This window comes from Arthrobacter sp. ZGTC131 (assembly GCF_002929275.1).
Lineage (GTDB): Bacteria > Actinomycetota > Actinomycetes > Actinomycetales > Micrococcaceae > Arthrobacter.
Genome location: NZ_PJIK01000010.1, coordinates 149940 through 175166 on the forward strand (window position 1 = coordinate 149940; position 25227 = coordinate 175166).

Sequence of the window (25227 nt, forward strand, 5' to 3'; positions counted from 1 at the left end):
TCGGCCGGACTAGAGGAGTTCGTCAAGGTCGTTGACCACGAGCGTGGCGCCGGCATCGAGCAGCGTCTGGCGGCCTGCGCCCCGGTCCACGCCGATCACCGAATGGAAGCTGCCGGCGTTTCCGGCCTGCACGCCGGAAACGGCATCCTCGACCACGACGCACTCTTCGCTGGGTAGGTCCAGGAGCCGGGCGGCATAATCGTAGGTCGCCGGGCTGGGCTTGCCGGGCAGGCCTTCGGCTGCGGCCACGACGCCGTCGACCACCACCGGGAAGTGGACGTCCAGTCCGGCTGCGTGCAGCACCGACGGGGCGTTGCGCGAGGAGGACACGACGGCGACCTTCAGTCCGCGCGCCAGCGCGGCTTCGAGGAAGCGCACCGATCCCGTGTACGGCTCCACGCCGGAACTGACGATGTCGTTGAAGATTCTGTTTTTCCGGTTGCCCAGGCCCTGGACGGTGGCGTTGTCCGGATGGTCATCAGTGGGACCCTCGGGAAGCGTGATGCCGCGCGACGTCAGGAAGTCCCGGACGCCGTCGAACCTCGGCTTGCCGTCAATGTGGTCGAAGTAGTCGCTCTCGCGGTAGCCGGCCTTACCGGGCTGGGACTCGAGATAGCCGTCAAAGAGTTCCTGCCATGCACGCTCATGGACCACGGCGGTGGGAGTGAGCACACCGTCAAGGTCGAAGAGGATGGCGGAAGCATCCGTCCAGCTGGTGTGGGTGCTGACGGGGCTGGTGCTGGGGAGATCGGTCATGCCTGGTGCGGTGTCCTTTCAGATTGCGGACAGCATTGGTTGGGGAACCATGCGGAGAGGGGTGGTCGCCGGTGACCGTTGGGGCAGATTGTGCGGCTCACGCCGCTGGTGGCGCGGTGCCTCGACCGTTCGCCTGCTTCGATGCAGTTGGCCCGGCTGCAGTGGCGGGCAGTGTGGCGATCAGGTGGCGTGTACGCGCGGACGTTCTAAAAAACGTCTTCTACCATAATGACCGTGGTAACGCTTTGGGGCAACACGGCGGGCATTCCCGAGTGCAGGCATCGCTAAGCCGGCCTTTCAAAACGCTCTCGCCTCAACGTTTCCCGCCGAGGGCCGGCAGTCCCGGCCGAAGACGAGTGTAAGCGCTTGCAGTTTGCCCGGCAAGTGTTCTAACCCGCCCGTTTTCGGCTTTTGCTCAGCTCAGGACATAGTGGCGGAGGAACGCACTGACGTCCACCATCTCCGCTTTGGACATCGCGTGGCCCATGCCGGGGTACGTACGCGCGGTCAGCCGGGTGTGCGCATCGAGCCACTCCGCGGTGTAGTCCGTGGCTTCGTCGTTGATGACCAGATCGGCCTTGTCCCTGCCCCAGAAGAACGGCGGCGGGACGTCAAAGGATTCGCTGAGCGCCAGCAGATCGTTGTCCAGGACAAAACCGGAAAGCCCGACGACGGCGGGGAAGTCCCGCGGCCGCAGCCGCATCAGCGTGCTTGCCATGGCCATTCCCTGCGAATACCCGAGCAGGCTCACGCTGCTGTGCGAGCCTTTGACCAAGTCGATCCAGGAAAATACCGAGTTGGCGGCGGTGATGACGTCGGCAAAATCGTTCGCCAGGAAGTAGTCCAGCAGGAACCACCCGTAGCCCTCGGCGATCGGCATGGGCGCGCGCAGCGCGGCGCACGTGAACTCGGGCGGAAGGTGGCCGAACAGATTCACCATCCGGGACTCGTCCGTGCCGTAGCCGTGCATCATCACCAGCAGCGGGGTACCGGCGCGCTCATTTTCCGGCTTTGACCAGACGACTGTCTCCATCCGAACAGCCTAACGACTCAAACGGATCGATCCCGGGCTGACCTGCGCGGATGATTGAAACAGGGGTTACCGCGATGTAGCCTGACGTTTGACAGCATGCTTAGCAATTCACGCAGGACCGGCCGTAACCCAAGGTGCGGAAAGTCCGCGAGCGCAAGGAGCAAATCATGAGAATCGGTTCCGCCATCTTCCTCATCGCCCTGGGCGCCATCCTGGCGTGGGCCATCACCCCGGGGCTCATCCCGAATGTCGACCAGACGCTGATCGGCTACATCCTCATGGCAGTGGGTGTGATCGGGCTGATCGCCTCCCTCGTCCTGGCGTCTCCCGGGCGGAGCCGCCGCATCAGCGAGACGCGCTCGGTAGTGGACCCCAACACCGGCGAGCGGATCACCCGCAACGAAAGCCGCGACGGCGGACTCTAACGGCGGACCCGGGTCTCGCAGCAGCACGCGACCCCGAACGGCCCGCCGGCCGGACAACCTCAGAACCAACACCGGACTGCCGGGCCAGACCTCCGGGTCCGGCCCGGCGTTTTGGTTTCATGTGGTTTTTCATTGACAAACCAACACGAACGAAGATAAAGTCAAGTAATTACAGATCATGTGACCACAGTCACTGATAAGCAGCCGCTAGTCAGGCAGCCGCCGGCCTGGCATTCACTGATAGCCGGGAACGGAGCGGCTTGCAGCAGTAGCACCGGTTTTCAATGGCAGTGCAGTACTTACGCAATGGAGGGTATGTGTTCGCTGAGGAGCGTCAGCAGCAGATCGCCGGGCTTGTGGCAGCCAGCGGCCGCGCCAGCGTCACCGACCTCGCCGAGCGTTTCCGGATCACCACCGAAACCGTCCGCCGCGACCTTGCCGCCCTGGAATCCGCAGGCACGGTGCGCCGCGTGCACGGCGGCGCGGTCTCCGCCGACCGCTTCAGCACCACCGAGGAAAGCATCCTCGAGCGGACCGTCCAGCGGCAGGCCCAGAAACTCCGCATCGCCGAGGCCGCCCTCAATTTCCTGCCGCAGGGCCCGTCCAGCAGCATCCTCTTGGACGCCGGCTCCACCACCGAGGTCCTGGCAGACCTCCTCGCCCGCCGCAGCGCAGGGGGAACCGGCTCCCATGGCGCCGACGGCGAAAGCGAACTGGTGGTCATCACCCACGCCATTCCCATCGCCGCGAAACTTGCCAGCACGCCCGGAGTAGCCCTGCAGATCCTCGGCGGCCGGGTCCGGGGGCTCACCCAGGCGGCCGTCGGGCAGGCGACCGTGGACGCAGCGCACAAGCTCCGGCCGGACATCGCCTTCGTGGGCACCAACGGCATCCACGCAAGCTTCGGCCTCAGCACTCCCGATCCTGAAGAAGCAGCCGTCAAGGCTGCCTTTGTCCACTCGGCCCGCCGCATTGTGGTGCTGGCCGATTCGTCCAAGCTGGACGCGGAAACGCTCATCCAGTTCGCCTCATTGAAAGATCTGGACACCGTGATCACTGACCGCAAACCCAGTTCCGAACTAGCGGCCGCCCTCGCCGAGGCCGGCGTCGAGGTGGTGATCGCATGATTGTCACCCTCACGGCAAATCCCAGCCTTGACCGGACGGTGGCGCTGCCCGGCCCGCTTGAACGCGGGGAGGTGCAGCGGGCAGTCTCCGTCAGCCAGGAATCGGGCGGCAAGGGCGTCAACGTCTCCCGCGCCCTCGTGGCATCTGGGCTGGAGACCCTGGCGGTACTTCCGGGCGCAGACTCCGATCCCGTCCTCGCGGGACTGCGGGACGCCAAGGTTCCTTTCGCCGCGCTGGCCATTCATGAGCCGCTGCGCACCAATGTGGCGCTCACCGAGCCCGGAGGCGTCACCACCAAGATCAACGAGCCGGGACCGGTCCTCAGCGAGGAAACGCAGGAGGCCCTCATCGACCTCCTGCTTGAGCGCTCGCAAGGCGCCAGCTGGGTGGTCCTCGCAGGGTCCCTGCCGCCCGGAGTTCCGGCCGATTTTTACGCCAAGGTCACGCGGAGGCTCCGTTCCGCCGACCCCGGCGCCGGCATCCCGCGAATCGCCGTCGATTCGTCCGGGGCGCCGCTCGCCGCCGCCATCGCCGACGACGCGTCCGGCACATTGTCCGGGAAACCGGATCTGCTCAAACCCAATGCCGAGGAGCTTGCGGAACTCGCCGCCGCAGCAGGTTTCGCCTCGGTGAGCACGGCTGAGGAACTCGAAGCGGATCCGGAGGCTGCCGCGGCGGCCGCTGCCGCCGTCGTGCGTTCCGGTGTGGGGGCCGTGTTGGCAACGCTCGGTTCGAAGGGCGCTGTCCTTGTGACGGCCGACGGCGCGTGGCTGGCCACGCATCCGCCGGTCACCGCGGTCAGCACGGTCGGTGCAGGCGATTCGTCGCTGGCCGGATATCTGCTTGCCGCCAGCCAGGGCGCCGCCCCGGCTGACTGCCTCCGTCAAGCTGTGGCCCACGGTGCCGCAGCCGCTTCCCTGCCGGGCTCCACAGTCCCGGCAGTCCACCAAACCACCCCCGACGCCGTTACCATCACGGCCCTCCGGAAGGATTGACAGTGACTCAGCTCATCACCACCGACCTGGTCGAGCTCGACCAGAACCTGGGCCATTCGCCCGAGGACGTGATCCGGCACCTGGCTGGCAGGGTTGCCGCCACCGGACGCGCGAGCGAAGTCGAAGGCCTCTTCACCGATGCCTTCGCCCGTGAGCAGAAGACCGCCACCGGCGTGCCCGGCGGCATCGCCATCCCGCACTGCCGCTCGGCTGCGGTGACCGAACCCACCCTCGCCATGGCACGGCTGTCCCAGCCGGTCGACTTCGGCGCGAAGGACGGCCCCGCCGACCTCATCTTCTTCATCGCGGCACCGTCGGGCGCGGACCAGGAGCACCTCAAGCTCCTGTCCAAGCTGGCCCGGTCCCTGATCAAGAAGGACTTCACCGGGGCCCTGCGCGCCGCGTCCAGCCAGGCGGAAATCGTTGAACTCGTCGAGGGCGCCCTCGCGGACAAGCCGGCCCCCGCCGCCGCAGCGGCCGCCCCGGCAAACAGCGCCGACGCCGCAGCAGCCTCAAGCGCAGCCGCCGGCACCCCGGCAAAGAGCGGCCCCAAGCGCCTGGTTGCCGTCACGGCCTGCCCCACGGGCATCGCGCACACCTACATGGCCGCCGACTCGCTCGTGGCAGCGGCCCAGGAAATGGGCGTGGACCTGCAGGTGGAAACCCAGGGATCGTCAGGCGCCAAGCCGCTCGACCCGGCTGTGATCGCTGCCGCCGACGCCGTGATCTTCGCGGTGGACGTGGACGTGCGCGGCAAGGAGCGCTTCGCCGGCAAGCCCGTCATCAACGCCCCCGTCAAGCGCGGCATCGACGAGCCCGCCAAGATGGTCCAGGAAGCACTGGACGCCGCGGACAACCCCCATGCCCGCCGCGTTCCGCACTTCGGCGCCGAAGAGCAGGCCGAGCAGGAAGCCGCCGAAAAGGGCGAGCACATCGGCCAGAAGCTGAAGAGGGCACTGCTCACCGGCGTCAGCTACATGATCCCGTTCGTTGCCGGCGGCGGCCTCCTGATCGCCCTTGGATTCCTGCTGGGCGGATATGACATCACCGGCGTCGCCGACAAGGTTGTGGTCGAGAACAACTTCGGCAACCTTCCCGAAGGCGGCCTCGCCATCTACCTCGGTGCCGTGATGTTCAAGATCGGCGCCCTGTCCATGGGCTTCCTGGTACCCGCTCTGGCAGGCTACATCGCCTATGCGATAGCGGACAGGCCCGGCATTGCGCCCGGCTTCGTTTCCGGTGCCGTGGCCGGCTTCATGGGTGCGGGCTTCCTCGGCGGCATCGTCGGCGGCCTTCTCGCGGGCTACATCGCCCACGTGATCGGGACCTGGTCGGTACCGCGCTGGCTGCGCGGCCTGATGCCCGTCGTCATCATTCCTTTGCTCGCATCGATCGTCGCCTCCGGCCTGATGTTCATGGTTTTGGGAGGTCCGATCGCTGGCCTCACCGCCGCACTGAATGGCTGGCTGTCCGGCATGACCGGCACCTCTGCAGTGGTTCTTGGCATCATCCTTGGCCTCATGATGTGCTTCGACCTCGGCGGACCGGTCAACAAGGTGGCCTATGCCTTCGCCGTTGCCGGCCTGAGCGCCGGCAGCGCCACCAACCAGGCGCCGTGGCAGATCATGGCGACCGTCATGGCTGCCGGTATGGTGCCGCCGCTCGCGATGGCCCTGGCCACCGTTCTGGACAAGAAGCTCTTCAGCCTGGCCGAGCGCGAGAACGGCAAGGCAGCCTGGCTGCTGGGCGCCTCCTTCATTTCCGAGGGCGCCATTCCGTTCGCCGCGGCCGATCCGCTCCGCGTGATCCCCGCAAGCATGGCCGGCGGGGCCGTGACCGGCGCGCTCTGCATGGCCTTCGGCGTCACGTCGCAGGCGCCGCACGGCGGAATCTTCGTGTTCTTCGCCATCGGCAATGTGCTGATGTTCATCGTCTCCATCCTCGCCGGAACGGTGATCACAGCCCTCGTTGTGCTCGCCCTCAAGCGCTGGGCGGCCCGCAAGGCCGTTGATACGGTGGAGAGCGTTCCCGTAACTGTCTGACCCCGCTGTCCATCAGCACCACAACCCCGAACTGCAAATTGCAAGGAGCAGAAATGTCCGAACGTACCGCAACCGTCGCCAGCCGCGTAGGCCTGCACGCCCGCCCGGCCGCTATCTTCGCCGAAGCAGCCGGCGAGTTTGACCTCGACATCACCATCGCCCGTGAAGGTGAGCCGGCAGACGAGGCAATGGATGCAGCCAGCATCCTGTCCCTCATGAGCCTTGGGGCATCGCACGGTGACGTTGTGGTGCTCCGGGCAGACGGTGAAGGCGCCGACGCCGCCCTCGAACGCCTGGTCCAGATCCTGGAAACGGACCACGACGCCGAGTAGGCTTGCCAGTTCTATGGCCGGTTTCCTCCGCAGCACCCGTCAGGGAGTTGCGAAGGAAACCGGCCGTAGCCGCTTAAGTAAGCAAACTTAGTAGTTTCTTGTGTTTGTTCGTGAGCCCTACTAGCTTGGATTTGGATAGTGGCATTTGCGGCCCCGCCGTTCGATACCGCCCCGGAGATCCGGGCTGAAGGAGGATGACAGAGTGGCAACTTTGCAGGAAAGCATCGAAGTCGAAGTTCCCGTCAGCACCGCCTACAACCAGTGGACGCAGTTCGAATCGTTCCCGCACTTCATGAAGGGCGTCGAATCCGTCGAGCAGATCGACGAGACCTCCCTCCACTTCCGCACTAGCGTGGCTGGCATCAAGCGTGAATTCGACGCCCAGATCCTTGAGCAATCGCCGGACCAGTGCATTGCGTGGGTGAGCAAGGACAAACCCCGCCACGCAGGCAAAGTCACGTTCGAAAGCCTGGGCCAGGACCTTTGCCGGGTAACCGTGGAACTCGAATGGGAGCCGGAAGGGCTGGTGGAGAGGACCGGCGCCGCCGCCCATGTGGATGAACAGCAGGTCTCCGCCGATCTGCTGCGCTTCAAGGAATTTATCGAGTCCCGCGGCATCGAGACCGGCGCCTGGCGCTCGGCAGTTGACCGCGGTGAGGTCGACGCCCCTGACGCTCACTGACCCCACCAGAAGCCGGAGGTAACCATGCCTGAGAAAAAGAACCCCAGCTTGAAAGACCCGGAACTGTACGAAGAGCTCCGCGAAGACGGGGCCTCGAAGCAGAAGGCGGCGCGCATTTCCAACGCGGCAGCCAAGAAGGGCCGGTCCGAGGTTGGCCGCAAGGGCGGCAAGTCCGGTGACTACAATGACTGGACCGTGCCCCAGCTGAAGGCACGAGCCAAGGAAATCGGCCTCAAGGGCTACTCGGGCCAGAAGAAGAGCGAACTCATCTCAGCTCTCAGAAACTCCTGAGCGGAGTTCTCATGAGACCGCGGGGCAGGGTGCCCGCTCCCTTAGGCGCCCTTCCGCGCTGTCTTCGCGGCCGTCGTCGTTTTCCCGGCGGCAGCCGACTTCGTGGAGCTGCCGGCCTTGGATGCCGTACCGGTCTTCGACGTGGTACCGGTCTTCGCCGTACCCGTCTTCGCCGTACCCGTCTTGGCTGCTGCACCCGAAGACTTGGAAGCGGAGCGCGTGGCGCTCTTGGCCGGGGCCTTGGCTTCACTTTCTTCCTCGGCTTCGTCGGTTTTCGCCGCGCGGCTCCTGCCGGATGCACTCCTGCTTGTCGTTTTGGCCGCGGGTTTGGCCTCCTCGTCGGAGGCCTCTCCCCCGGCCGCTCCCCGCTTCTTCTCGAGGCTGCGTTTGAGGGCCTCCATGAGGTCGATCACCTCGCCGTTGCCGGACTCGGCGGCCGCCGCTCCGAAGGTCTCCTCGGTATCCAGGGAATCGCCCTTCTCCAGCTTGGCCTCGATGAGCTGGCGAAGCTGGGCCTGGTAGTCGTCCGTGAACTGCTCAGGCTCGAAGTCGGAAGCCATGGACTCCACCAGCGCCGCAGACATTTCGCGTTCCTGGGCGGAGATGCGCACCGAAGTTTCGAGGGCCGGGAAAGCGGCCTCGCGCACCTCGTCAGCCCACAGCAGGGCCTGCAGCATCAGGACGTCGTCGCGGATCCGCAACGCCCCCAGCCGGGTCTTGTCGCGCAGCGCAAACTGCACGATCGCCACCCGGTCTGTGTCCTCGAGCGCCCGGCGCAGCAGCATGTAGGCCTTGGGCGACTTCGAATCCGGCTCCAGGTAGTAGCTCTTCTCGAACATGATGGGATCGAGCTGTTCGGCAGGCACGAACTGCACCACGTCGATCTCATGGCTGTTCTCCGCCGGTATGGACTTGAGCTCCTCACGGGAAAGGATCACGGTGCGGCCATCGTCCTCGTAGGCCTTGTCGATGTCCGCATAGTCCACAATCGTGCTGCAGACCTCGCAGCGGCGCTGGTAGCGGATCCGGCCGCCGTCGGCGTTGTGGACCTGATGGAGGCTGATGTCGTGGTCCTCGGTGGCGCTGTAGACCTTTACCGGGACGTTGACCAGCCCGAACGCAATGGCGCCTTTCCAGATGGCTCTCATGAGACAAGTGAACATCACACTGCGCCGGAGGTGAAGCCCCGTGGCCGGCGGTAAGGAGCGAGTCCGGGTGGGCGCCCGGGAATTGACCCTGACAAATCTGGACAAGGTGCTCTATCCGTCCACGGGCACCACCAAGGCGGATGTCCTCACCTACTACGCTGCCGTGGCGCCCGTGCTCATCCCGGCGGCTGCCAACAGGCCGGCAACTCGCAAGCGGTGGGTCCATGGCGTGGGGACGGCGGAAGAGCCCGGCCAGATGTTCTTCCAGAAGAACCTGGACCATTCCACGCCCGGCTGGGTTCCCCGGGCCGCCATCACCCACAAGACCAGCACCAACTACTACCCGCTGGTCAATGACCCCGCCACGCTGACGTGGATGGCGCAGATCGCTTCGCTGGAGATCCATGTCCCGCAGTGGCGGGTGGACTCACACGGCATCGCCCTGCCGCCGGACCGGATCGTCCTGGACCTCGACCCCGGCGAGGGCGCCGGACTCCCGGAATGCGCGGAGGTGGCCAGGCTGGCGCGGGCCATCCTGAAGGACGTGGGGCTGGATCCCGTTCCGGTCACCAGCGGCAGCAAGGGCATCCACCTCTACGCCGCCTTGGACGGCACGCAGACCTCGGACCAGATTTCCGATTTCGCCCATGAACTGGCCCGGGCCCTCGAGTCCGACCACCCGGACCTTGCCGTCAGCGACATGAAGAAGACGCTGAGAACAGGCAAGGTCCTGGTGGACTGGAGCCAGAACAACGCCGCCAAGACCACCATCGTGCCGTATTCGCTCCGCGGAAGGCTGACCCCTACCGTCGCTGCTCCGCGGACCTGGCGGGAGCTGAGCTCTTCGTCCCTCCGGCAGCTGGACTACGAGGAGGTCATGCGCCGCGTCCGGGCCGGCAAGGACCCCTTCGCCATCGTCGACGAGATCAGCGGACGCGTGGGGGCCGCCCCGCAGGGCGCGGCATCCAGCGGCGGGAGCCATGCGCCCGTCCGGCACGGTGCCGGCACCTCCGCGGCCAGTAACCACGGCGAAAAGCCCGACGGCGGCGGACAGTTCGATGGCGGCGGACAGTCCGACGGCGGCGCCCGCCGGAGCGGCGGCCATGGGACCGGCGGCCATGGGGATCCGCGTCTGGACAAGTACCGGTCCCTGCGCGACCAGGACGAGACGCCGGAGCCATTCACCGCCGAGAAGCACCGCGGTGCCAGGGCCGGGGATGGCGGCGTGGACAGGACCGGGGACAGCACCGCGGACAGGACCGGCGGCGACAAGGCCGAACAGAAGGCAGGTGCCGGGGCGCAGGGCGCGAAGGAGATCTTCGTGATCCAGGAGCATCATGCCAGCCGCCTTCACTTCGACTTCCGGCTTGAGCACGAGGGCGTCTTGGTCTCCTGGGCCCTGCCCAAAGGCGTTCCGGAGACTGGCTCCAAGAACCACCTGGCCGTCCAGACCGAGGACCACCCCATGGACTACGCCGATTTCAAGGGAACCATCCCCAAAGGACAGTACGGAGCCGGCGAGGTAAGCATCTGGGACAAGGGCACCTATGAACTGGAAAAGTGGGTCAACGGCAGGGAAGTCATCGCCACCCTGACGGGCCGGGAAGGCGGCGGACTGGGCGGGACCCGGAGGTTCGCCCTGATCCATACCGGGCAGGGCCAGGGCGAGCAGTCACAGTGGCTCATCCACCTCATGGACAAGCCCCACGGAATCCGCGGCAAGCGCAGCGCCCCGCCCTCGGCGGCGGCCCTGGCCAGGGTGCCCCGGGACGCCGGGCCTCAGGTCGAGGAGCCACGGGACAAGGCGGCGCACGACGAGGCTCCTCGTGACGATGCTTCCCGGGACACGGCACCGCACCACGAAGCCCCCCACGCCGCGTCCGCCAAGGGCGCATCGGGCCCGTCCCGGTCCAACAGCACCTCCCCCGCGGCCGCCGGTCCGGCCGCGTCCGCCGCAGGCCCCTCCACCCCGACCGGCCGTGGCACCTCCACCCAGACTGGCTGTCCCGCCGCGTCCACCGCCGGCGGCGCCATCGTCGAGGACCCGGTCCCGATGCTGGCAACGGCCGGGACGCCGGCGGATCTCCCCGGCAGCGACTGGCTCTTCGAACTCAAGTGGGACGGGATCAGGGCCCTGGTGGTGGCTGACGGTGAGAAGATCCGGCTGCTCAGCCGCAACGGCAACGACATGTCCGCCAGCTACCCGGAGCTTACCGACAGGAGCTGCTGGCCGCCGCAGGACTTCATCGCCGACGGTGAGATCATCGCCGTCGGGCCCACCGGCAGGCCCGACTTCGGCGTCCTTCAGGGACGGATGAAACTGACCAAACCGGGCGACGTGAAGAGGGCCCGCGCCGCCATCCCGGTCCGGCTCATGCTCTTTGACCTGCTGGCCGACGGCGGGCGTGACTTACGCCGGCTCCCGCTCGTGCAACGGCGGGAACGCCTCGCGGAGTTCTACAGCCCGTCGGACTGCCCAGTGGAACTATCCGAGACGTTGGATGAGCGCGTGGACCACATTCTGGACAGCGCCCGCGAGCTTGGCCTTGAAGGCGTGATGGCCAAGCGCACGGACAGCCGCTACGTCAGCGGCCAGCGGAGCCGGTCCTGGATCAAGCTCAAGATCGAGCAGACCCAGGAGGTGGTGGTGGGCGGCTGGCGTCCCGGCAAGGGCGAACGGGGCAACACGGTGGGCTCACTGCTGCTGGGCATACCGGACGGCGAGACGCTCCGCTACGTGGGCCGCGTGGGCAGCGGTTTCAGCATGCGCGAACTCAAGGAATTGCGGCAAACGATGGACGGGCTGGCACGCAAGAGCTCGCCGTTCGATGACGTGCCGGCTGCGGACGCGGCCGATGCCCATTGGGTCAGTCCCGCGCTGGTGGGCGAGGTGACCTTCGGCGAGTGGACCGGCAGCGGGAAACTCCGGCATCCCGTGTGGCGCGGCTGGCGGCTGGACAAGGAGCCGGAGGACGTCGTCGCCGAGTCTTAACGCTGAGCCCCAGCCCTGAGCCTCCCGCCCCAGCCCTGAGCCCCGCCGGGATAGCGATGCGCAAAGTCATCCCCGACACGCAAATGGCCTGGGGACTCCCGGATTCGGGTGTCCCCAAGCCATTTGAGCATCCTCAGGCCGGACTACGAAGAGTGCGGCATCTGCGGGCGGCCGGTCCGGTGGATCGCCGTCACGGCGGCTTCCTGGCCCACACGGCCGTGGCTTGAACCGCGGTCCTTGGGGTGGCGGCGCTTACCGTTGCCGTCGGGCCACTGCCGGCCTCCGCCCATGGCAGCGGTGACGGCAATGGTTTCCGGGGTGGGCAGCGGCGGCCTATCCATGGATTCCGCCAGGTGTGCGGCCACATCCGGCTTGATGGTGGTTCCCTTGTTCTTGTCAGCCATTTGTTCTTCCTTTCCGCGATGAAATGAAGTGTTCACCCATATGGGCAGTGGTTCCGGTCTATCGGCCGGAACCAGAAAAGGTCTCGCACCCGTTCTCAGGCTGCCTCAACTCGGCCGGAAGCTGCGTCCAGCAACGAATCTGTGTTCAGCAACACGGGCAACGCGGAGGCATTGCCTCAACAAGCGCGGTATATGTGGTCGGATACGGAAGGCTGGGCACGGCAAAACTCGGCGGGAACCGATGGCTGCCGCGCCGGCCCATTACTCAAAGATCAGTGTTCCCATGGCTCCACCATAGGCAGAAACGGGCCGGCCGGGAACCCCACGGCAACCACTCAATCGTCGGCGCTGCTGCGGAAGGATCCTTCCCACACGGCCCTGGATCCCGACTCCCCGATCTGCACCACGGTGAACACTGTGCCGCCGCACAGCACCAGAACCAGCACGACGGCGATCGCACCCACTACGCGGGATCCTGCGGTTCCGAGCCGGCTCCGAAGCCCGTCAGCCTGCGTTGCCCCGTACCGGAACCACAGCCATTGCGCCAGAGCCACGAGGAACACGCCCACGACCCAGGGCAACAGCGTTCCGCCCAGCTGCATGTGTGCGATGATCCGGGGCGTTGAATCGACCCGCTCCAGAAGCCACGCACCAGCCGCGGCAGTCACGGGCACCAGGACCAGCGCCACGAGCGCCAGGAGTGGCGTGACGATTCCCAGGCGCCGCCGGGCGGCAGGCCAGACGATGCTGAGCACCACGCATAGCGCCGCCAGCGGGACAAAGACCACGGTGGCGTGGACGAGCAACACGTGCATTGGCAGGCCGGTGACCTCGTAGTCCATGCCCAACACCCCTGTCTGCAAACATCGAACCCTGAAACCCATGTCCCGCGGTACTCGGGCACGGGAGATACCCACTCAGACGAGCACCGGCGTCGAACGGTTCAATCGAAGGGTTGTATCGCGGCTCCAGACGACATCGCGAAAGGGCCCACAGGGGGCGCAGAATGCGCGAATACGGCGAAAAAGGCCCCGGTAAGGCCGGCTCCAGGAAAAAGTTTGGTCACGATCCCCCACACCCACGCCTTCCGCAGGATGACGCGGTTAGATCGCCCGAAATATACATCATTTTTTGCTCCCGGCGAGTGCTGAACGGGTGATCATACGGCACGAAACTCTCGGTTTCCATGGAAATCGCGTAAAATTGAAGGCCTGCCCGGAGCGGGGCAGCTACAAGTCGCAAGCAAATGACCTCCACAGGAGTCGCCCAAATGCCCACGGACCGAAGCACGACCGACTCTTCAGCAGGCGTGAGGAACGCCAGCGGAACCAACCAAGCGGCACCCCAGGGTGTCAAGAAACCAAAGCTACTCGCACGTCGCCGGCTCAAGGAGTCCGACGTAAATGTCGTAGACCAGCCCATGCTGAAGAAGGCCCTCGGCGGCACGATCGTCGGAAACACCATGGAGTGGTACGACGTCGGCGTGTTCGGCTACCTGATCACCACCATGGGACCGGTGTTCCTGCCTGAGGCCGACAAGTCCGTGCAGACCTTGTTCCTACTCGGAACCTTCGCCGCCACCTTCATCGCCCGTCCCCTGGGCGGAGTCATCTTCGGCTGGCTCGGCGACAAAATCGGCCGCCAGAAGGTCCTCGCCGCCACGCTGATGCTGATGGCCGCGAGTACTTTCGCAGTTGGCCTGCTGCCCGGCTATGCGCAGATCGGAATGTGGGCCGCGGCCCTGCTGGTACTGCTCAAACTGGTCCAAGGTTTCTCCACCGGTGGCGAGTACGCCGGTGCCACCACCTTTGTGAGCGAATACGCCCCGGACAAGCGCCGCGGCTTCTTCGCCAGCTTCCTCGATATGGGAAGCTACCTCGGCTTCGCCCTCGGTGCCGCCCTCGTCTCCGTGCTGCAGCTGACTCTGGGTCAGGGCGCCATGGAAGAGTGGGGCTGGAGGATCCCGTTCCTGATTGCCGGTCCGCTCGGCCTGATTGCGGTCTACTTCCGTAGCAAGATTGAGGAATCCCCGCAGTTCCAGGCAACCTTGGATGCCCAGGAAGAACTCGCCAAGGACGCCACTGCCTCAGACGCCGCAGCGTCCAAGGGCCCGGTGGGCATTGTGAAGGCCTACTGGCGTTCGCTGATCGTCGCCATGATTCTGGTTGCCGCCGCGAACACCGCCGGCTACGCCCTGACGTCCTACATGCCGACGTACCTCACCGAGTCCAAGGGCTACGACCCTGTTCACGGCACGCTGCTGACCATCCCCGTCCTGGTCATCATGAGCCTGTGTATACCGCTGACCGGAAAGCTCTCCGACCGCATCGGCCGCCGCCCGGTCCTGTGGATCGGTGCAGTGAGCACCATCGTGCTGGCTACCCCTGCGTTCCTCCTGATCGGCATCGGCAGCGTCTGGTCGACGCTGGCGGGACTGGCCCTCGTCGCCTTCCCTGTCACGTTCTACGTGGCGAACCTGGCCTCGGCTCTGCCGGCACAGTTCCCGACTTCCAGCCGTTACGGTGCCATGGGCATCGCCTACAACTTCTCGGTGGCAATCTTCGGCGGTACCACGCCGTTCATAGTGGCAGCACTGATCACGGCGACGGGCAACGACATGATGCCTGCGTACTACCTGATGGCCACCTCTGCCATCGGAGCTGTCGCGATCTACTTCCTGAAGGAATCGGCCAACCGTCCGCTGCCGGGCTCCATGCCCAGCGTGGACACGAAGGCTGAGGCCCAGGAGCTCGTGGCCACCCAGGATGAGAACCCGCTGATTGATCTCGACGAAATGCCGTTCGAGGCCCGGGACGCTGAACTGGATGCAAAGCTGCACGCTGAGCTGGACGCTGAGCTCGAAAAGGTCACTGCCAAGGCCTAATGCGATAACAGCCCCGCACCACGCACTGACGAAGGCCTGTCTGGCGCGCTTCCCCATGGGGAAAGCACGCCGGGCGGGCCTTCGCTCTGCGCTGTGGTGTTGCGCTGTGCTGCCCTGCGTTGGTTTCCTTCACACCCGTGATTCTGCTGATGACGCAGCTGGCCGCGCCGGCGAACCCTTATGTGCTCATTGCCGAGCGGGGCATCGAAACGGTGGTGGGTGCCGTGATCGGCATCCTCGTGGTGGTGTTCATCCGTTGGCGCCGGGCTCCGGTTCCTTCGGCCTCCGCGGCGGGCCCGCCATGATCCGGTCCGGCAGGATCCGGGCGGCGGCAGAAAGCACCTTGTAGCGCTTGGTGGGAATCGAGACCGCCTTGCCCCGCGCGTTGTCCGCCAGCCCTTCCCGGACCACGCGGCCCGGACGCAGCCAGGTCCAGCCGGGGGCCACGGATTTATCCATCCCCATCCGGTCGTGGAACTCCGTGTGGACAAAACCGGGGCAGACCGCTGTCACCTTGACGCCCCGGGCCGCGTAGGCGAGGTTGGCCCACCGGCTGAAGCTGAGCAGCCAGGCCTTCGCCGCGGAGTACGAGCCCCGCGGCAGGAACGCCGCCACACTGGCCACGTTGATGATCCGCCCGGAGCCGCGCTCCAGCATCCCCTGCAGGGCGGCGTGGCTGAGGACCATGGCGGTCTCCACGTGCAGTTTCAGGTGCTTCCTCTCGTCCTCGATGCTGTTTTCGTCAAAGTTGAGCAACAGCCCGATCCCGGCATTGTTCACCAGCACGTCCACAGGACGCGCAGCGTCGGAAAGACGCACGACGACGGCGGCCACACCGGCGTCGTCCGTCAGGTCCGCGGACAGCACCTCGGCCGTGGTTCTGTACCGGTGCTGCAGAGCCTCCGCGGTTGACTGAAGCCGCGCCTCGTCGCGCGCCACCAGCACGAGGTTGTGGCCCTGCTCGGCGAGCTGGCGGGCGAATTCAGCCCCGAGACCGGCGGTGGCACCGGTGACAAGGGCCGTGGGGTTGGTGTTCGGCGTCATGCCAACAGCCTAGCTTCGCGGCCGCGCGGGAGGCAGGGCTGTTGGCATCACGCCGTGATCATGCGAACCTTGCCAGCGGGTTCTTGAGCCGGCCAGCCATCTGCAGGCCCCCGGACGGATCGGTGAGGTCCAGCATCTGCTGGTTGTTGCGCAGCTGCAGCCTGTTGAGGCAGGAGAACGGGAAATCCTGCGCGAACAGATCGTGGCGGGCGAACTGGTCCCGGAGCTCCGGGTGCTCTGCCTGGTAACCGTGAATGGCTGCGGCCGCGATGCGCCAGAATTCGTCGCCGCTGAGCACACCGTCTTCCTCGAGGAGAGCAGCCAAGAACCGGAAAATGCAGTCGAACACGTCGGTGAAGATGGCCAAAACCTTCTCGCCATCGGGGATGTCGACCTTGATCCTGGACACGGCTTCGGAAAGCTCAATCCTGTCCCCCATCACCACGATTTCCTCTGCAATGTCCTTCATGACCGCCCGGACCGGTACGCCGTTTTCCAGGACCAGGATCACGTTCTCGCCGTGCGGCATGAACGCCAGCTCGTAGCGGTACAGGCAATGCACCAGCGGGACGAGGTACGCCTCGAAGTAGCGCCGCAGCCACTCGCCGGCTGGCACCCCGGACTGTTCGATCAGCGCCGACACCATGGGCTTGCCGGCCGCATCGACATGCAGGAGCGAGGCCATGGTGGCCAGCTGCTGTCCGTCCTCAAGCAGCGGCAGGGGACTTTCCCTCCACAGGGCGGACAACATCTTGCGGTACGGCGAATCCTTCGCGGACGCTGCCTCGTAATAGCCGTTGTGGTACCCAATGGCAGCCACTTCACGGATCATCGCGAGCCCGCGGCTTCGCAGGGCCTCGTCGCTGGAAATCAGCTCCTGAAGCCAGTCATTGATGGCCGGAGTGGCCTTCATGTACTGAGGTGACAGGCCGCGCATGAAGCCCATGTTCAGGACGGACATGGCCGTCTTCACGTAGGCCTTTTCTGGTGCGGCCGTATTAAAAAAAGTCCGGATGGACTGCTGGGCCTGGTAGCTGTCCGCCCCGATCCCGAGGTGCACGATGTGCTGCTGGGCTATTTCCGCTGCAAAAGTCACCGTCAGCTTGTTCTCCCACTGCCACGGGTGCACCGGCATCAGGAAGTACTGCGCCGGGTCGAGGCCCAGCGCGCCGAGTTCAGCGTCGAAGTAGGCCAGCGCCCCCGCCCCCAGTTCGGCGTCAAGGTGGGCGGCGTAGTCCAGGCCCTCGCTGGAGGTGAACACGGCTTTGGTCCGGTGGACGGCGGTCCATTCCAGCTGCACGGGGGCGCCGGTTTCTGGAGCGAAGGCCCGGTAGTCGCTGATGCCGAATCCCAGCCTGCCGTTGTTGGCCACGAAGCAGGGGTGGCCCTCGGTCATGCTGCGTTCAATGGTCTGGAAGTCCGTGGCGATGTCCGCTCCGCCGGTCACGCCGGCTGCCAACTCAGCGGACGACGGCTGGCCGATCCACTGCTTGTAAGCATGGCTGGAGAGCGTGCTGCTGATTTCCTCGAGGTAGACCGGGAGCATCTCCTGCCGGATTCCCAGGGCCTCGCGGAACTCAGTGATGAACCGGAGCGCATCCAGCGGTGCCTCCTGTCCGTCGCGGCTGCACCTGATCGAGGCCGCATCGACGGACCAGTGGTCAAGCTGCAGGACCCTGGCGGAGAACCGGTATGCAACCGAGCCGTCATCGCTCAGCACCCGGTACTCGTTGGAACGGCCAGTGCCCCCGGCCTGGTCACCGGCGCTGGTCCGTTCGGGGCTAAGGATCCGCTCATGGGAGAACTCGGCGAGCGCCTTGCGGACGAGGTGCCGGTTGGCGGCGGCCCAGCGTTCCGGCGTGAGGTGAGTTGCGGCGTTGCCTGCGGTCAGGACGGATTCAAGTTCAGCGGTGGTCATAGCGATGCTCCCTGGTGGATCGGGGACGAGTGGAGGGCTGTGCGGGCCGAATGGAAGGCTTCACGGGTGCAGAAGCTGAGGAGGGCCTGCTTGTCCGGAAGGGTCACTTCTCCGGCGGGCTGGAAGCCCAGCCGCGCGTTGAGGACATGGATTTTGTGGTTCCGGGCGTCGGGCTCGACCACCACGCGCTCCACCTTGTCCTTGGCGAAGAGCCTGTCCAGGACTGTTTCCATCACGGCGGCGGTGTAGCCGGTCCGCGGCGGACCGGCCGGCGGGGCGACCAGGAGGTGCATCCCGATATCCCCCGGCTGGACGGCGTACAGGCCCGCGAGCGGCGACAGGACCGGAAGGTACTCCTCCATCAGGAAGGCGGGGACGCCGTCGTCGAGCCCCAGCAGCGCGTGGTGATGGCCGCTGGACTGAATTTTGGAGTATTCCTCCACAACGTCCTCCACTGTGGCGTACTGCATCCCCCAGAAGGCGGCGTACGGCCGGGTCACCCAGCTGTGGAGGAGTTGCGCGTCGGCCTCGGGGTCGAAGCAACGTACGGTGAAACTCATGCGTGCACCCCTTCCGATTCAGCAACTACGGCTCCGGGGACCCCGGTTTCGCGCACGCCGGCCAGGCCCTCCGGTCCGCCCGGAACCCCGAACTCCTGGAAGGCGATGCTCCGCTCCACCGGATAAACCTCGCGTCCCGTGATCTCCCGCAGGATGCACGAGTTCCGGTAGGCCGCCATGCCAAGGTCGGGCGTGACGAAGCCGTGGGTGTGGAGTTCGGCGTTCTGGACGAAGATCTCGCCGGGTTCGACGCCGGTGCTGTAGTTCCGGTCCACCGCAAAGCGGCCGCGGCTGTCCCTGGCGATACGGTCATGCACCCCGGCCAGGAATTCCGGCTCACGGTAGGCGTACCCCGTGGCCAGGACCACGGCTTCGGTGTCCAGCGCGTAGTCGGCACCCTGCTCCCCGTGCCGCAGCTGCAGCGTATGCGAGCCGGCTGCCGGGTCCCACGACGCGCCGGTGAGCGTCGAATGCGTCAGCAGCCGGGTGTCCACCATGCCGGAAAGGCTCTTGATGTAGAGGAGATCATAGATGGCTTCGATGAGCTCGGAGTTGATCCCTTTGTAGAGATTCTTCTGGGTCTTGATGAGGCCGTCGCGCTGGTCCTGCGGGAGGCCGTGGAAGTAGTCCACATACTCCGGCGACGTCATTTCCAGGGTGAGCTTGGTGTACTCCAGCGGGAAAAACCGGCCGGACCGGGTGACCCAGTTCAGCTGGTACCCGTGGACGTCGATCTCCTGCAGAAGCTCGTAATAGATCTCGGCCGCGCTCTGGCCGCTGCCCACAACGGTGATGCTGCGCCGCTTCTGGAGCTCGCTTTTCCTTGCCAGGTAGTCGGCGTTGTGGAGGACAAGACCGCCAGCCTGGGCTATCCCCGCACAGGCGCCGGGAATGTACGGCGAGGTGCCCGTGCCGAGCACCAACCGCCGCGCCCGAAGCACCTCCCGCCCATCCGGACCGTTCACCGCAATCCGGTACACGCCGTCGTCGTACGTGACTTCAGTGACGTCCGTGCCGAACCGGACCGAGGCCAGCTGGGCCGCCACCCACTGGCAGTACTGGTTGTACTCAGCCCGCAGCGGGTAGAAGTTCTCCCGGATATAGAAGCGGTAAAGCCTCCCGGTCTGCTTGAGGAAGTTCAGGAACGTGTACGGCGACGTGGGATCCGCCAGCGTCACGAGGTCAGCCAGGAAGGGGACCTGCAGGTGGGCGGGCTCGAGCATCATGCCCGGGTGCCAGTCGAAGGACTCCCGGCGCTCCAGGAAAACGCCGTCCAGGCCGTCGATCGGTTCGCTCAAGGCGGCCAGTCCCAGGTTGAAAGGCCCGACGCCGATTCCGGCGAAGTCGTAAATGCGGCCTGCGCCGGAGCTGCTCAATGCGGACGTGCTCAATGCGGGCGTGTTCAAGGCAGAGGTGCTCATGCGCGTGCCTCCCGGGCTGCAGTGGCGGATTCGCCGGCGGGCGCCATGCCGGCCAGGTTCTCCCCTGCCCGGCGGACGAGCTCGATGATCTCCTGGATGTCCTCGAGCGTGGCCTCGGCGTTGAGCAGCGTGAACTTCAGGAAGTGCCGGCCGGCGACCTTCGTCCCGGCCACCACCGCTTCGCCCGAGGCAAAAACCGCCGCACGGATCGCCAGATTCAGGCTGTCCGCGCGGTCCTCGGACAACCTCGTTCCGTCCGCGAGCACGGGCCGGTAGCGGAAAACCAGGGTGCTCAACTGCGGCTCAGCGGCCAGTTCGAAGTCGGGATCGGCGGAGAGCACTGTTCCCACGCGGGCGGCGAGGTCGATTGCCTCGTCGAGGAGTGCACCGATGGCATCCGCACCCATGATGCGGAGCGTGAGCCAGAGTTTGAGGGCGTCAAACCGGCGCGTGGTCTGGATGCTCTTGTCCACCTGGTTGGGGATCTCGGCCCGGGCGGCGGCCTCCGGGTTCAGGTAGTCGGCGTAATACGTCACGTGCCGGAGCATGGCGCCGTTCCGGACCAGGAGGGCGCTGGAGCTGACCGGCTGGAAGAACGTCTTGTGGAAGTCAACGGTGACGGAGTCGGCCAGCCGTATTCCGTCCAGGAGGTGCCGGTATCGATTGGACACCAAAAGCCCGCCGCCATAGGCCGCATCCACATGGAACCAGGCTCCGTAGCCGCGGGCCAGGGCGGCAAGCTCGGTAAGCGGGTCCACGGCGCCGAAGTCGGTGGTCCCGGCCGTGGCCACGACCGCCATCGGCACCAGGCCGGCGGTGCGGGCCGCAGCGATGGCCTCGGCCAGTGCGGAAGGATCCATCCGGTGGTCGGCGGCGCAGCCGACGGACACCACACCGTCGAAGCCCAGCCCGAGCATGGAAGCCGACTTCCGGATGCTGAAGTGGCTGTCCTCCGAGGTGAAGATCCGCAGCTTCTCCAGCAGTGCCGGGAGCCGGAGCCGGGCGTTCGCTTGATCGAGCCGGAGCTCGGCCACGGCGTGATTACGGGCGATCAGGAGGGCCTGGAAGTTGGACTGGCTGCCGCCGGAGGTGAACACGCCGTCCGCCTCGCTTCCGAGCTGCAAGCGGTCCGCGGTCCAGTCGATGAGGCGCCGCTCGATCATCGTGGCACCCGCGCTCTGGTCCCACGTGTCCATGGACGAGTTCACGGCGGACAGGACGGCCTCCCCCACGAGCGCCGGAATGACGACCGGGCAGTTCAGGTGCGCGGCGTACTTGGCATCATGGAAATAGACGGCGTCGCGGAGGTACGTGTCCTGCAGCTCGTCGAGGGCGGCCGCCGTGTCCGGCAGGGGCCGGTCCAGGTCGACGGCGTCCACCCGGCTCTTCATCTCGGCAGGGCCGACCCCAGTGAACGGCTGGGAGGTCCGCTCAATTTTCGTGGCCACTGCGTTGACCCCCTGCAGCACCTGTGCCACGTACCGAGGAGCATTGCGGGCGTTGAAGAGGTGGTTGCTGGCGGCGAGGGCCAGCTCCACTCCGGCCCCAAAGTTCACGTCTGAGTCGGGTTCCTGGTCCAAGCATGTTTCGTCCACATCGGGCAGCAAGGTCATGGCAGTCATCCTTTTTTCGGGATCGGGTCCGCTCAGTTGCGGGGGCCGCTCCCAAGCAAGGCAAGCCTTACTTAGGCAACCCTTTTAGTCAAACTTCAGTGATGTAATTCGATTCTCCACCACCAAATGAGGGAATTTTTGCAGATATCCGTAGTCATTGACTTTCCTCCGCGGGGTGACATGCTCCAGAATGCCCCTACCCGGTGGTGAGCAAGGTCCGCGGCAGGGACAGGACACGCGAATTGCCCCAAGCCGGGCGCGGGAAAGTCCTGCAGAGTAGAGTTCCTAAAACGCGGCCTCACTGGCTGCAGGAAGCGGGGGGACATGTCCGGCACTGAGCATGATCCGATCAATTTCAGGGAAGTGGATTCCGAAGGGCGCCCCGCTGGCTACGGGCGCACGCCGGACCCGGCCGGCACCGGGCTGCGCAGCGGAGCGCATGCGGGAGCAGGCCCGGGCGCGGCGCATTTTAGCGGCGCCGGATTTGGTGTTGCCCCTTCCGGCGAGGCGGATACCGGCCAGCCGGCCCGCCTTATGGTCAACCCGTTCATCGTGGCCCTGTGGGTGGTCGTTTCAGGGTTGATCGTCTCGTCGTTCGGGGTGTTCACCATCGCCCAGGAGACCCTCAATGAGGGCGTGCCAGGTCCAGGCATGCCCCTGGGCTACATCTGGATCAGCTTCGCCCCGTATGTGATGTTTGCCGGACTCCTGGGCCTGATCGGCCTGCTTTTCTGGCACGCAGCGCAGTGGCGCCGGAACCGCGAAAAGCAGGCCCCGCCGTCGTAAGCGGCGCGCCCGCAGAGCGGCCCAAACAGCCCCAAGCAGCAGCGCGAGCGAACACTTGGCGCCCCCTCAACCGTGAGCTCCCTGGGCCGCAAGTGTTCGTTCGCGCTCGAGCTATCCGGCCGGGACTTCGCTCCCCGCAGTTTCGCCCGGAGCCCGGTCATTCGAGGCCGGCTGCATGTCCGCCCTGCCGGTCAACCGGCGCATCCCGAGTTCGTCCCTGACCTGGGCGTACCAGGTGTGGGCGCCGAAGGCCGGGCTGGGCGTATCCAGGTTCCGGTACAGCGCGTCCGCGAGTTCCGTCAGGGCCGGTTCAGGCAAGGCCGCCACCATTTCAGCCGGGTCGACGGACTCGTCGAGGTACCGGGTCAGATCTTCCTCGTTCATCGGGCACTCCCCGCTCCTACAAGGCCGGCAGGCATCCCGCCGGCAAGGGGTCTGAAGCTCCCGGCCAACGGCATCCCGGCCAGGGCTGATTCCGCATCGGTTTCGCCGCCGTGAATAGCGCAGACCGGAAGTTCTGCCGGCTTCACGATTATCAGCTGAAAATCGTCTGCATCCTCAAGGGCGGAGGCGGCCGCAACCCCGAGTTCACTGGGCACGTCGACGCGCTCTCCAAGGGCAAGGTCCAACGGCAAGGCGTACTGTTCCAGGTAGGACAGCACTGACGTGTCAACGTGCGAGGCCTCGCTGAAATCCAGCGTGACCCGCGGGCAGGTAGCCAGCTTCTGGGCCCGGAGCAGCAGGTGCAGGAGTACGGGGAAATTAGCCGGAGTCAGGCACCCGCTGATTTCCAGGGTGACCTGCCCGGGATCCAGGTCCACCCGGACCAGCACACGCAGTTTGTGATTCAAAGAATTCCCCCAAGAGAGAGTCCGTTAGCCAACTGCATAGCCAGCTGAATCGTATGTAATTGTCGCGGGGGTCACAAGTCCAGTCCCGGCACGGCTCGGTTCGCTCCTTCGACGGCGAGCCGGTGACCACGCACTTCCAGGCTTAGCAGGGACCGCCGGCGGCCTCACGTGCCCATGAGCTTCGGCGCAGCCTCCTCGGGCCAGTCGATGCACTGCGTGTAAATCTCGTGTTTGCGCAGGTAGCGCGCGGTGAAGGGGCAGTGCGGAATGATGCGCTTCCCCGCGGCCACGACGTCGTCCAGTGCGAAGTGCACGAGGACATTGGCGAGGCCCTGCCCCGCAAACTCCTCGGCCGTTTCGGTGTGGATGAAGTCAACGTGTCCCGGTTTGTCCATGAACCGGATATGCACCGCCAGCTTCCCGCCCACGTGCAGCTCGTAGCGGTGGAGCGCATCGTTCCGGAAGGTGGTGACATCCGGCGTGAATTGGTCCTCGGTGGATACCGTGTTCTCCGTCATGGTTCGAGATTGGCACTTAATGCCTGCGCTGGCAATGGTTCTGTTGCGGGGGCCGGAACCCGTCCCAGCAACAGGGCGGCGAGGGTAAAGCAGGCAGATCCGCCGCCCAGGAGCGGCAGCGTCAGTCCGTTAAGCGCTGCGTCCGCCACCGGAACAATGACGACGACGGCGGCCGTCACCACGGCGGCGCGGGGCCGGGCGCGTGAGCGGACAGACGCCGTCGGCCGTTCCTCCAACCGCCCGAACAGGGCGACGGCCGGGAGCAGCAGGAGGACAACGCCCAGCAGCACCACTGGACGGGACCACCACCATTCGGCAGTGCCAGAGGCTGGCTTGGGGAAGTCCGTAAGGAGCAGCAGCCCGGCCATCGCGCCCAACAGCGGCAGGTGCCACAGGTAAACGGTCATCGATCGGCGGCCCACGATTGCCGCCAGGGCCCGGACCCAGTGAACGGAGCCGAGCCTGTCCAGCGCCGGCTTTGAGAGTTGCAGCGTCGCAGCCTGCGAGACGCCCAGCAGGAGGAGGCAGAAATTCGGCGGGTTCAGGTTTACCAGCATGTTGTCCCGGTACAGGCCCAGTCCGGTAAGGACGCCCAGCAGGAGGTTGCTGGCGGCGACCAGACCCACCAGCCGCGATGCACTGAGCCGGGCGAGGCGGCCGTCCGCCATGAAAAAGCCGAGCTGCTGCACGGCGCACCAGAGGAAGATCATGTTGACGTACGCGATCAGCGGGATGGCGCCGCGGAAACAGTCCACCGCCACCACAAGCGCCGCGAGGCCGGCCAGTGTCAGCCAGGGCGCGCGCCGGTGGAACCGCTCCAGGAGCGGGATGTTCAGCTGGGCTGCGAGGTAGGCGGCCAGGAACCACAGCGGCATGCCGGCCCCGCTCGCCAAGAGCTGCACCACCTGGGGATCCACGCCCAGGAGCAGGGTGCCCCACAGGCCCACGAACATCACCGCCAGCAGTGCCGCCGCAGGGCGGATGAGCCGCAGCAGCCGCGCCTGGGCGAACCCGTAGCCGTTGCCGCCTCGGTCCCGCAGCCTGCGCCAGGACTGCACACCGGTGATGCCGCCGGCCACGAAGAACAGCGGCATCACCATGAAAATCCAGATGACAGGCTCGAACCAGTCCTGCTCGGCCAGGGTGTTTTGGGTGGTTACCGTGCCGTCCGGATGCAGCACCGGACTGGTCATCATGCAGTGGCTGATCACCACCAAGGCCAGGCAGAAGAAGCGGGCAAGGTCTATGGCCAGGTCGCGGGGCGGCGGTGACCCACCCGAGCCGGTGGACGCCGTGCCCGCGCGGGACCTTGCCCGCTGCGCTGCACCATCCATGGCGCCCCTTCCCCGACGCGGAACCGGCGAACCACTTTGTAGGGTCCATTGTCCGCCGGGACAGCGGCGAG

At 66.0% G+C, this 25227-nt stretch carries 24 protein-coding genes; 10 read left to right on the forward strand and 14 right to left on the reverse strand.

Going from position 1 to position 25227, the window contains the following annotated elements; genetic code table 11:
• Positions 1–9 precede the first annotated feature (9 nt).
• Together CXQ90_RS13965 and CXQ90_RS13970 are read right to left on the reverse strand one after the other, a co-directional pair.
• Entirely contained in the window at positions 10–756 is a 747-nt protein-coding gene (locus CXQ90_RS13965; protein ID WP_104139953.1) for an HAD family phosphatase, read from the reverse strand.
• Between the two features lie 415 nt (positions 757–1171).
• Positions 1172–1789 carry an alpha/beta hydrolase gene (locus tag CXQ90_RS13970; protein WP_104139955.1) on the reverse strand — a complete coding sequence of 206 codons (618 nt, stop codon included), beginning with the start codon at positions 1787–1789 and terminating at the stop codon, positions 1172–1174.
• 167 nt (positions 1790–1956) lie between these two features.
• Between CXQ90_RS13970 and CXQ90_RS13975 the strand changes: the two genes are divergently transcribed.
• The 7 genes from CXQ90_RS13975 to CXQ90_RS14005 all read left to right on the forward strand — a co-directional run bounded on the left by CXQ90_RS13975 (position 1957) and on the right by CXQ90_RS14005 (position 7683).
• Positions 1957–2214 (forward strand): DUF6458 family protein, encoded by a 258-nt coding sequence (locus tag CXQ90_RS13975; protein WP_104139956.1) that lies wholly within the window; start codon positions 1957–1959, stop codon positions 2212–2214.
• A gap of 317 nt (positions 2215–2531) precedes the next feature.
• Positions 2532–3341 (forward strand): DeoR/GlpR family DNA-binding transcription regulator, encoded by an 810-nt coding sequence (locus tag CXQ90_RS13980; protein ID WP_104139958.1) that lies wholly within the window; start codon positions 2532–2534, stop codon positions 3339–3341.
• Positions 3338–4336: a 1-phosphofructokinase family hexose kinase gene (locus CXQ90_RS13985; protein ID WP_104139959.1), complete on the forward strand. Its 999-nt coding sequence runs from the start codon at positions 3338–3340 to the stop codon at positions 4334–4336. Before CXQ90_RS13980 ends, CXQ90_RS13985 begins: the two co-directional genes overlap by 4 nt.
• Positions 4337–4338: 2 nt before the next feature.
• Entirely contained in the window at positions 4339–6378 is a 2040-nt protein-coding gene (locus CXQ90_RS13990; protein WP_104139961.1) for a fructose-specific PTS transporter subunit EIIC, read from the forward strand.
• 53 nt (positions 6379–6431) lie between these two features.
• Positions 6432–6710, forward strand: a complete 279-nt coding sequence (locus tag CXQ90_RS13995) for an HPr family phosphocarrier protein (protein WP_056631563.1) — start codon at positions 6432–6434, stop codon at positions 6708–6710.
• Between the two features lie 202 nt (positions 6711–6912).
• Positions 6913–7392: an SRPBCC family protein gene (locus CXQ90_RS14000; RefSeq protein ID WP_104139962.1), complete on the forward strand. Its 480-nt coding sequence runs from the start codon at positions 6913–6915 to the stop codon at positions 7390–7392.
• Positions 7393–7416: 24 nt separating this feature from the next.
• The gene (locus tag CXQ90_RS14005) at positions 7417–7683 is read left to right on the forward strand and encodes a Rho termination factor N-terminal domain-containing protein (RefSeq protein ID WP_104139964.1); all 267 of its coding nucleotides are present in this window, start codon (positions 7417–7419) and stop codon (positions 7681–7683) included.
• A gap of 41 nt (positions 7684–7724) precedes the next feature.
• Here the strand turns inward: CXQ90_RS14005 and CXQ90_RS14010 are convergent, their stop codons facing one another.
• Positions 7725–8831 carry a Ku protein gene (locus CXQ90_RS14010; RefSeq protein WP_104139965.1) on the reverse strand — a complete coding sequence of 369 codons (1107 nt, stop codon included), beginning with the start codon at positions 8829–8831 and terminating at the stop codon, positions 7725–7727.
• A 40-nt stretch (positions 8832–8871) separates the two neighbouring features.
• On the opposite strand from CXQ90_RS14010, the gene CXQ90_RS14015 reads away from it, so the two are divergent.
• Positions 8872–11823: an ATP-dependent DNA ligase gene (locus tag CXQ90_RS14015; RefSeq protein WP_104139967.1), complete on the forward strand. Its 2952-nt coding sequence runs from the start codon at positions 8872–8874 to the stop codon at positions 11821–11823.
• A 143-nt stretch (positions 11824–11966) separates the two neighbouring features.
• Here CXQ90_RS14015 and CXQ90_RS14020 read toward each other — a convergent pair whose 3' ends face one another.
• Both CXQ90_RS14020 and CXQ90_RS14025 read right to left on the reverse strand, forming a co-directional pair.
• Positions 11967–12227 carry a hypothetical protein gene (locus tag CXQ90_RS14020; RefSeq protein WP_104139968.1) on the reverse strand — a complete coding sequence of 87 codons (261 nt, stop codon included), beginning with the start codon at positions 12225–12227 and terminating at the stop codon, positions 11967–11969.
• A 335-nt stretch (positions 12228–12562) separates the two neighbouring features.
• Positions 12563–13069 carry a DUF2231 domain-containing protein gene (locus tag CXQ90_RS14025; protein WP_104139970.1) on the reverse strand — a complete coding sequence of 169 codons (507 nt, stop codon included), beginning with the start codon at positions 13067–13069 and terminating at the stop codon, positions 12563–12565.
• 428 nt (positions 13070–13497) lie between these two features.
• Here CXQ90_RS14025 and CXQ90_RS14030 point away from each other — a divergent pair, with 428 nt between their 5' ends.
• Positions 13498–15111, forward strand: a complete 1614-nt coding sequence (locus CXQ90_RS14030) for an MFS transporter (protein WP_104139971.1) — start codon at positions 13498–13500, stop codon at positions 15109–15111.
• Positions 15112–15360: 249 nt separating this feature from the next.
• On the opposite strand, the gene CXQ90_RS14040 is transcribed toward CXQ90_RS14030, so the two are convergent.
• The 5 genes from CXQ90_RS14040 to CXQ90_RS14060 are packed head-to-tail and all read right to left on the reverse strand — an operon-like array spanning position 15361 to position 21667.
• Positions 15361–16155: an SDR family oxidoreductase gene (locus tag CXQ90_RS14040; RefSeq protein ID WP_104139973.1), complete on the reverse strand. Its 795-nt coding sequence runs from the start codon at positions 16153–16155 to the stop codon at positions 15361–15363.
• Between the two features lie 58 nt (positions 16156–16213).
• A complete protein-coding gene (locus tag CXQ90_RS14045; RefSeq protein WP_104139974.1) occupies positions 16214–18073 on the reverse strand; it encodes an IucA/IucC family siderophore biosynthesis protein in 1860 nt (619 codons plus the stop codon).
• Positions 18070–18633, reverse strand: coding sequence for a GNAT family N-acetyltransferase (locus tag CXQ90_RS14050; RefSeq protein ID WP_104139976.1), 564 nt, complete (start codon positions 18631–18633; stop codon positions 18070–18072). The genes CXQ90_RS14045 and CXQ90_RS14050 overlap by 4 nt, the downstream gene beginning before the upstream one ends.
• Entirely contained in the window at positions 18630–20009 is a 1380-nt protein-coding gene (locus CXQ90_RS14055; RefSeq protein ID WP_104140016.1) for a lysine N(6)-hydroxylase/L-ornithine N(5)-oxygenase family protein, read from the reverse strand. The genes CXQ90_RS14050 and CXQ90_RS14055 overlap by 4 nt, the downstream gene beginning before the upstream one ends.
• Positions 20010–20050: 41 nt before the next feature.
• Positions 20051–21667 (reverse strand): aspartate aminotransferase family protein, encoded by a 1617-nt coding sequence (locus tag CXQ90_RS14060; RefSeq protein ID WP_104140018.1) that lies wholly within the window; start codon positions 21665–21667, stop codon positions 20051–20053.
• A 324-nt stretch (positions 21668–21991) separates the two neighbouring features.
• On the opposite strand from CXQ90_RS14060, the gene CXQ90_RS14065 reads away from it, so the two are divergent.
• Positions 21992–22453 carry a hypothetical protein gene (locus CXQ90_RS14065; RefSeq protein WP_104139977.1) on the forward strand — a complete coding sequence of 154 codons (462 nt, stop codon included), beginning with the start codon at positions 21992–21994 and terminating at the stop codon, positions 22451–22453.
• A 111-nt stretch (positions 22454–22564) separates the two neighbouring features.
• Here CXQ90_RS14065 and CXQ90_RS14070 read toward each other — a convergent pair whose 3' ends face one another.
• From CXQ90_RS14070 to CXQ90_RS14085, 4 genes are all read right to left on the reverse strand, one after another.
• Positions 22565–22837 carry a hypothetical protein gene (locus tag CXQ90_RS14070; RefSeq protein WP_104139979.1) on the reverse strand — a complete coding sequence of 91 codons (273 nt, stop codon included), beginning with the start codon at positions 22835–22837 and terminating at the stop codon, positions 22565–22567.
• Entirely contained in the window at positions 22834–23304 is a 471-nt protein-coding gene (locus CXQ90_RS14075; protein ID WP_146068896.1) for an STAS domain-containing protein, read from the reverse strand. Before CXQ90_RS14075 ends, CXQ90_RS14070 begins: the two co-directional genes overlap by 4 nt.
• A 164-nt stretch (positions 23305–23468) precedes the next feature.
• A complete protein-coding gene (locus CXQ90_RS14080) occupies positions 23469–23822 on the reverse strand; it encodes a GNAT family N-acetyltransferase (protein ID WP_056631607.1) in 354 nt (117 codons plus the stop codon).
• The gene (locus tag CXQ90_RS14085) at positions 23819–25156 is read right to left on the reverse strand and encodes an acyltransferase (protein ID WP_104139982.1); all 1338 of its coding nucleotides are present in this window, start codon (positions 25154–25156) and stop codon (positions 23819–23821) included. Before CXQ90_RS14085 ends, CXQ90_RS14080 begins: the two co-directional genes overlap by 4 nt.
• Positions 25157–25227 lie beyond the last annotated feature (71 nt).

What these genes read in the sequence shown, in the direction of transcription:
- CXQ90_RS13965 (WP_104139953.1), bottom strand. Translation starts at nt 756, where the DNA reads ATGACCGATCTCCCCAGCACCAGCCCCGTCAGCACCCACACCAGCTGG.
- CXQ90_RS13970 (WP_104139955.1), bottom strand. Translation starts at nt 1,789, where the DNA reads ATGGAGACAGTCGTCTGGTCAAAGCCGGAAAATGAGCGCGCCGGTACC.
- CXQ90_RS13975 (WP_104139956.1), top strand. Translation starts at nt 1,957, where the DNA reads ATGAGAATCGGTTCCGCCATCTTCCTCATCGCCCTGGGCGCCATCCTG.
- CXQ90_RS13985 (WP_104139959.1), top strand. Translation starts at nt 3,338, where the DNA reads ATGATTGTCACCCTCACGGCAAATCCCAGCCTTGACCGGACGGTGGCG.
- CXQ90_RS13995 (WP_056631563.1), top strand. Translation starts at nt 6,432, where the DNA reads ATGTCCGAACGTACCGCAACCGTCGCCAGCCGCGTAGGCCTGCACGCC.
- CXQ90_RS14005 (WP_104139964.1), top strand. Translation starts at nt 7,417, where the DNA reads ATGCCTGAGAAAAAGAACCCCAGCTTGAAAGACCCGGAACTGTACGAA.
- CXQ90_RS14010 (WP_104139965.1), bottom strand. Translation starts at nt 8,831, where the DNA reads ATGAGAGCCATCTGGAAAGGCGCCATTGCGTTCGGGCTGGTCAACGTC.
- CXQ90_RS14020 (WP_104139968.1), bottom strand. Translation starts at nt 12,227, where the DNA reads ATGGCTGACAAGAACAAGGGAACCACCATCAAGCCGGATGTGGCCGCA.
- CXQ90_RS14025 (WP_104139970.1), bottom strand. Translation starts at nt 13,069, where the DNA reads ATGGACTACGAGGTCACCGGCCTGCCAATGCACGTGTTGCTCGTCCAC.
- CXQ90_RS14030 (WP_104139971.1), top strand. Translation starts at nt 13,498, where the DNA reads ATGCCCACGGACCGAAGCACGACCGACTCTTCAGCAGGCGTGAGGAAC.
- CXQ90_RS14040 (WP_104139973.1), bottom strand. Translation starts at nt 16,155, where the DNA reads ATGACGCCGAACACCAACCCCACGGCCCTTGTCACCGGTGCCACCGCC.
- CXQ90_RS14045 (WP_104139974.1), bottom strand. Translation starts at nt 18,073, where the DNA reads ATGACCACCGCTGAACTTGAATCCGTCCTGACCGCAGGCAACGCCGCA.
- CXQ90_RS14050 (WP_104139976.1), bottom strand. Translation starts at nt 18,633, where the DNA reads ATGAGTTTCACCGTACGTTGCTTCGACCCCGAGGCCGACGCGCAACTC.
- CXQ90_RS14060 (WP_104140018.1), bottom strand. Translation starts at nt 21,667, where the DNA reads ATGACCTTGCTGCCCGATGTGGACGAAACATGCTTGGACCAGGAACCC.
- CXQ90_RS14065 (WP_104139977.1), top strand. Translation starts at nt 21,992, where the DNA reads ATGTCCGGCACTGAGCATGATCCGATCAATTTCAGGGAAGTGGATTCC.
- CXQ90_RS14070 (WP_104139979.1), bottom strand. Translation starts at nt 22,837, where the DNA reads ATGAACGAGGAAGATCTGACCCGGTACCTCGACGAGTCCGTCGACCCG.
- CXQ90_RS14080 (WP_056631607.1), bottom strand. Translation starts at nt 23,822, where the DNA reads ATGACGGAGAACACGGTATCCACCGAGGACCAATTCACGCCGGATGTC.
- CXQ90_RS14085 (WP_104139982.1), bottom strand. Translation starts at nt 25,156, where the DNA reads ATGGATGGTGCAGCGCAGCGGGCAAGGTCCCGCGCGGGCACGGCGTCC.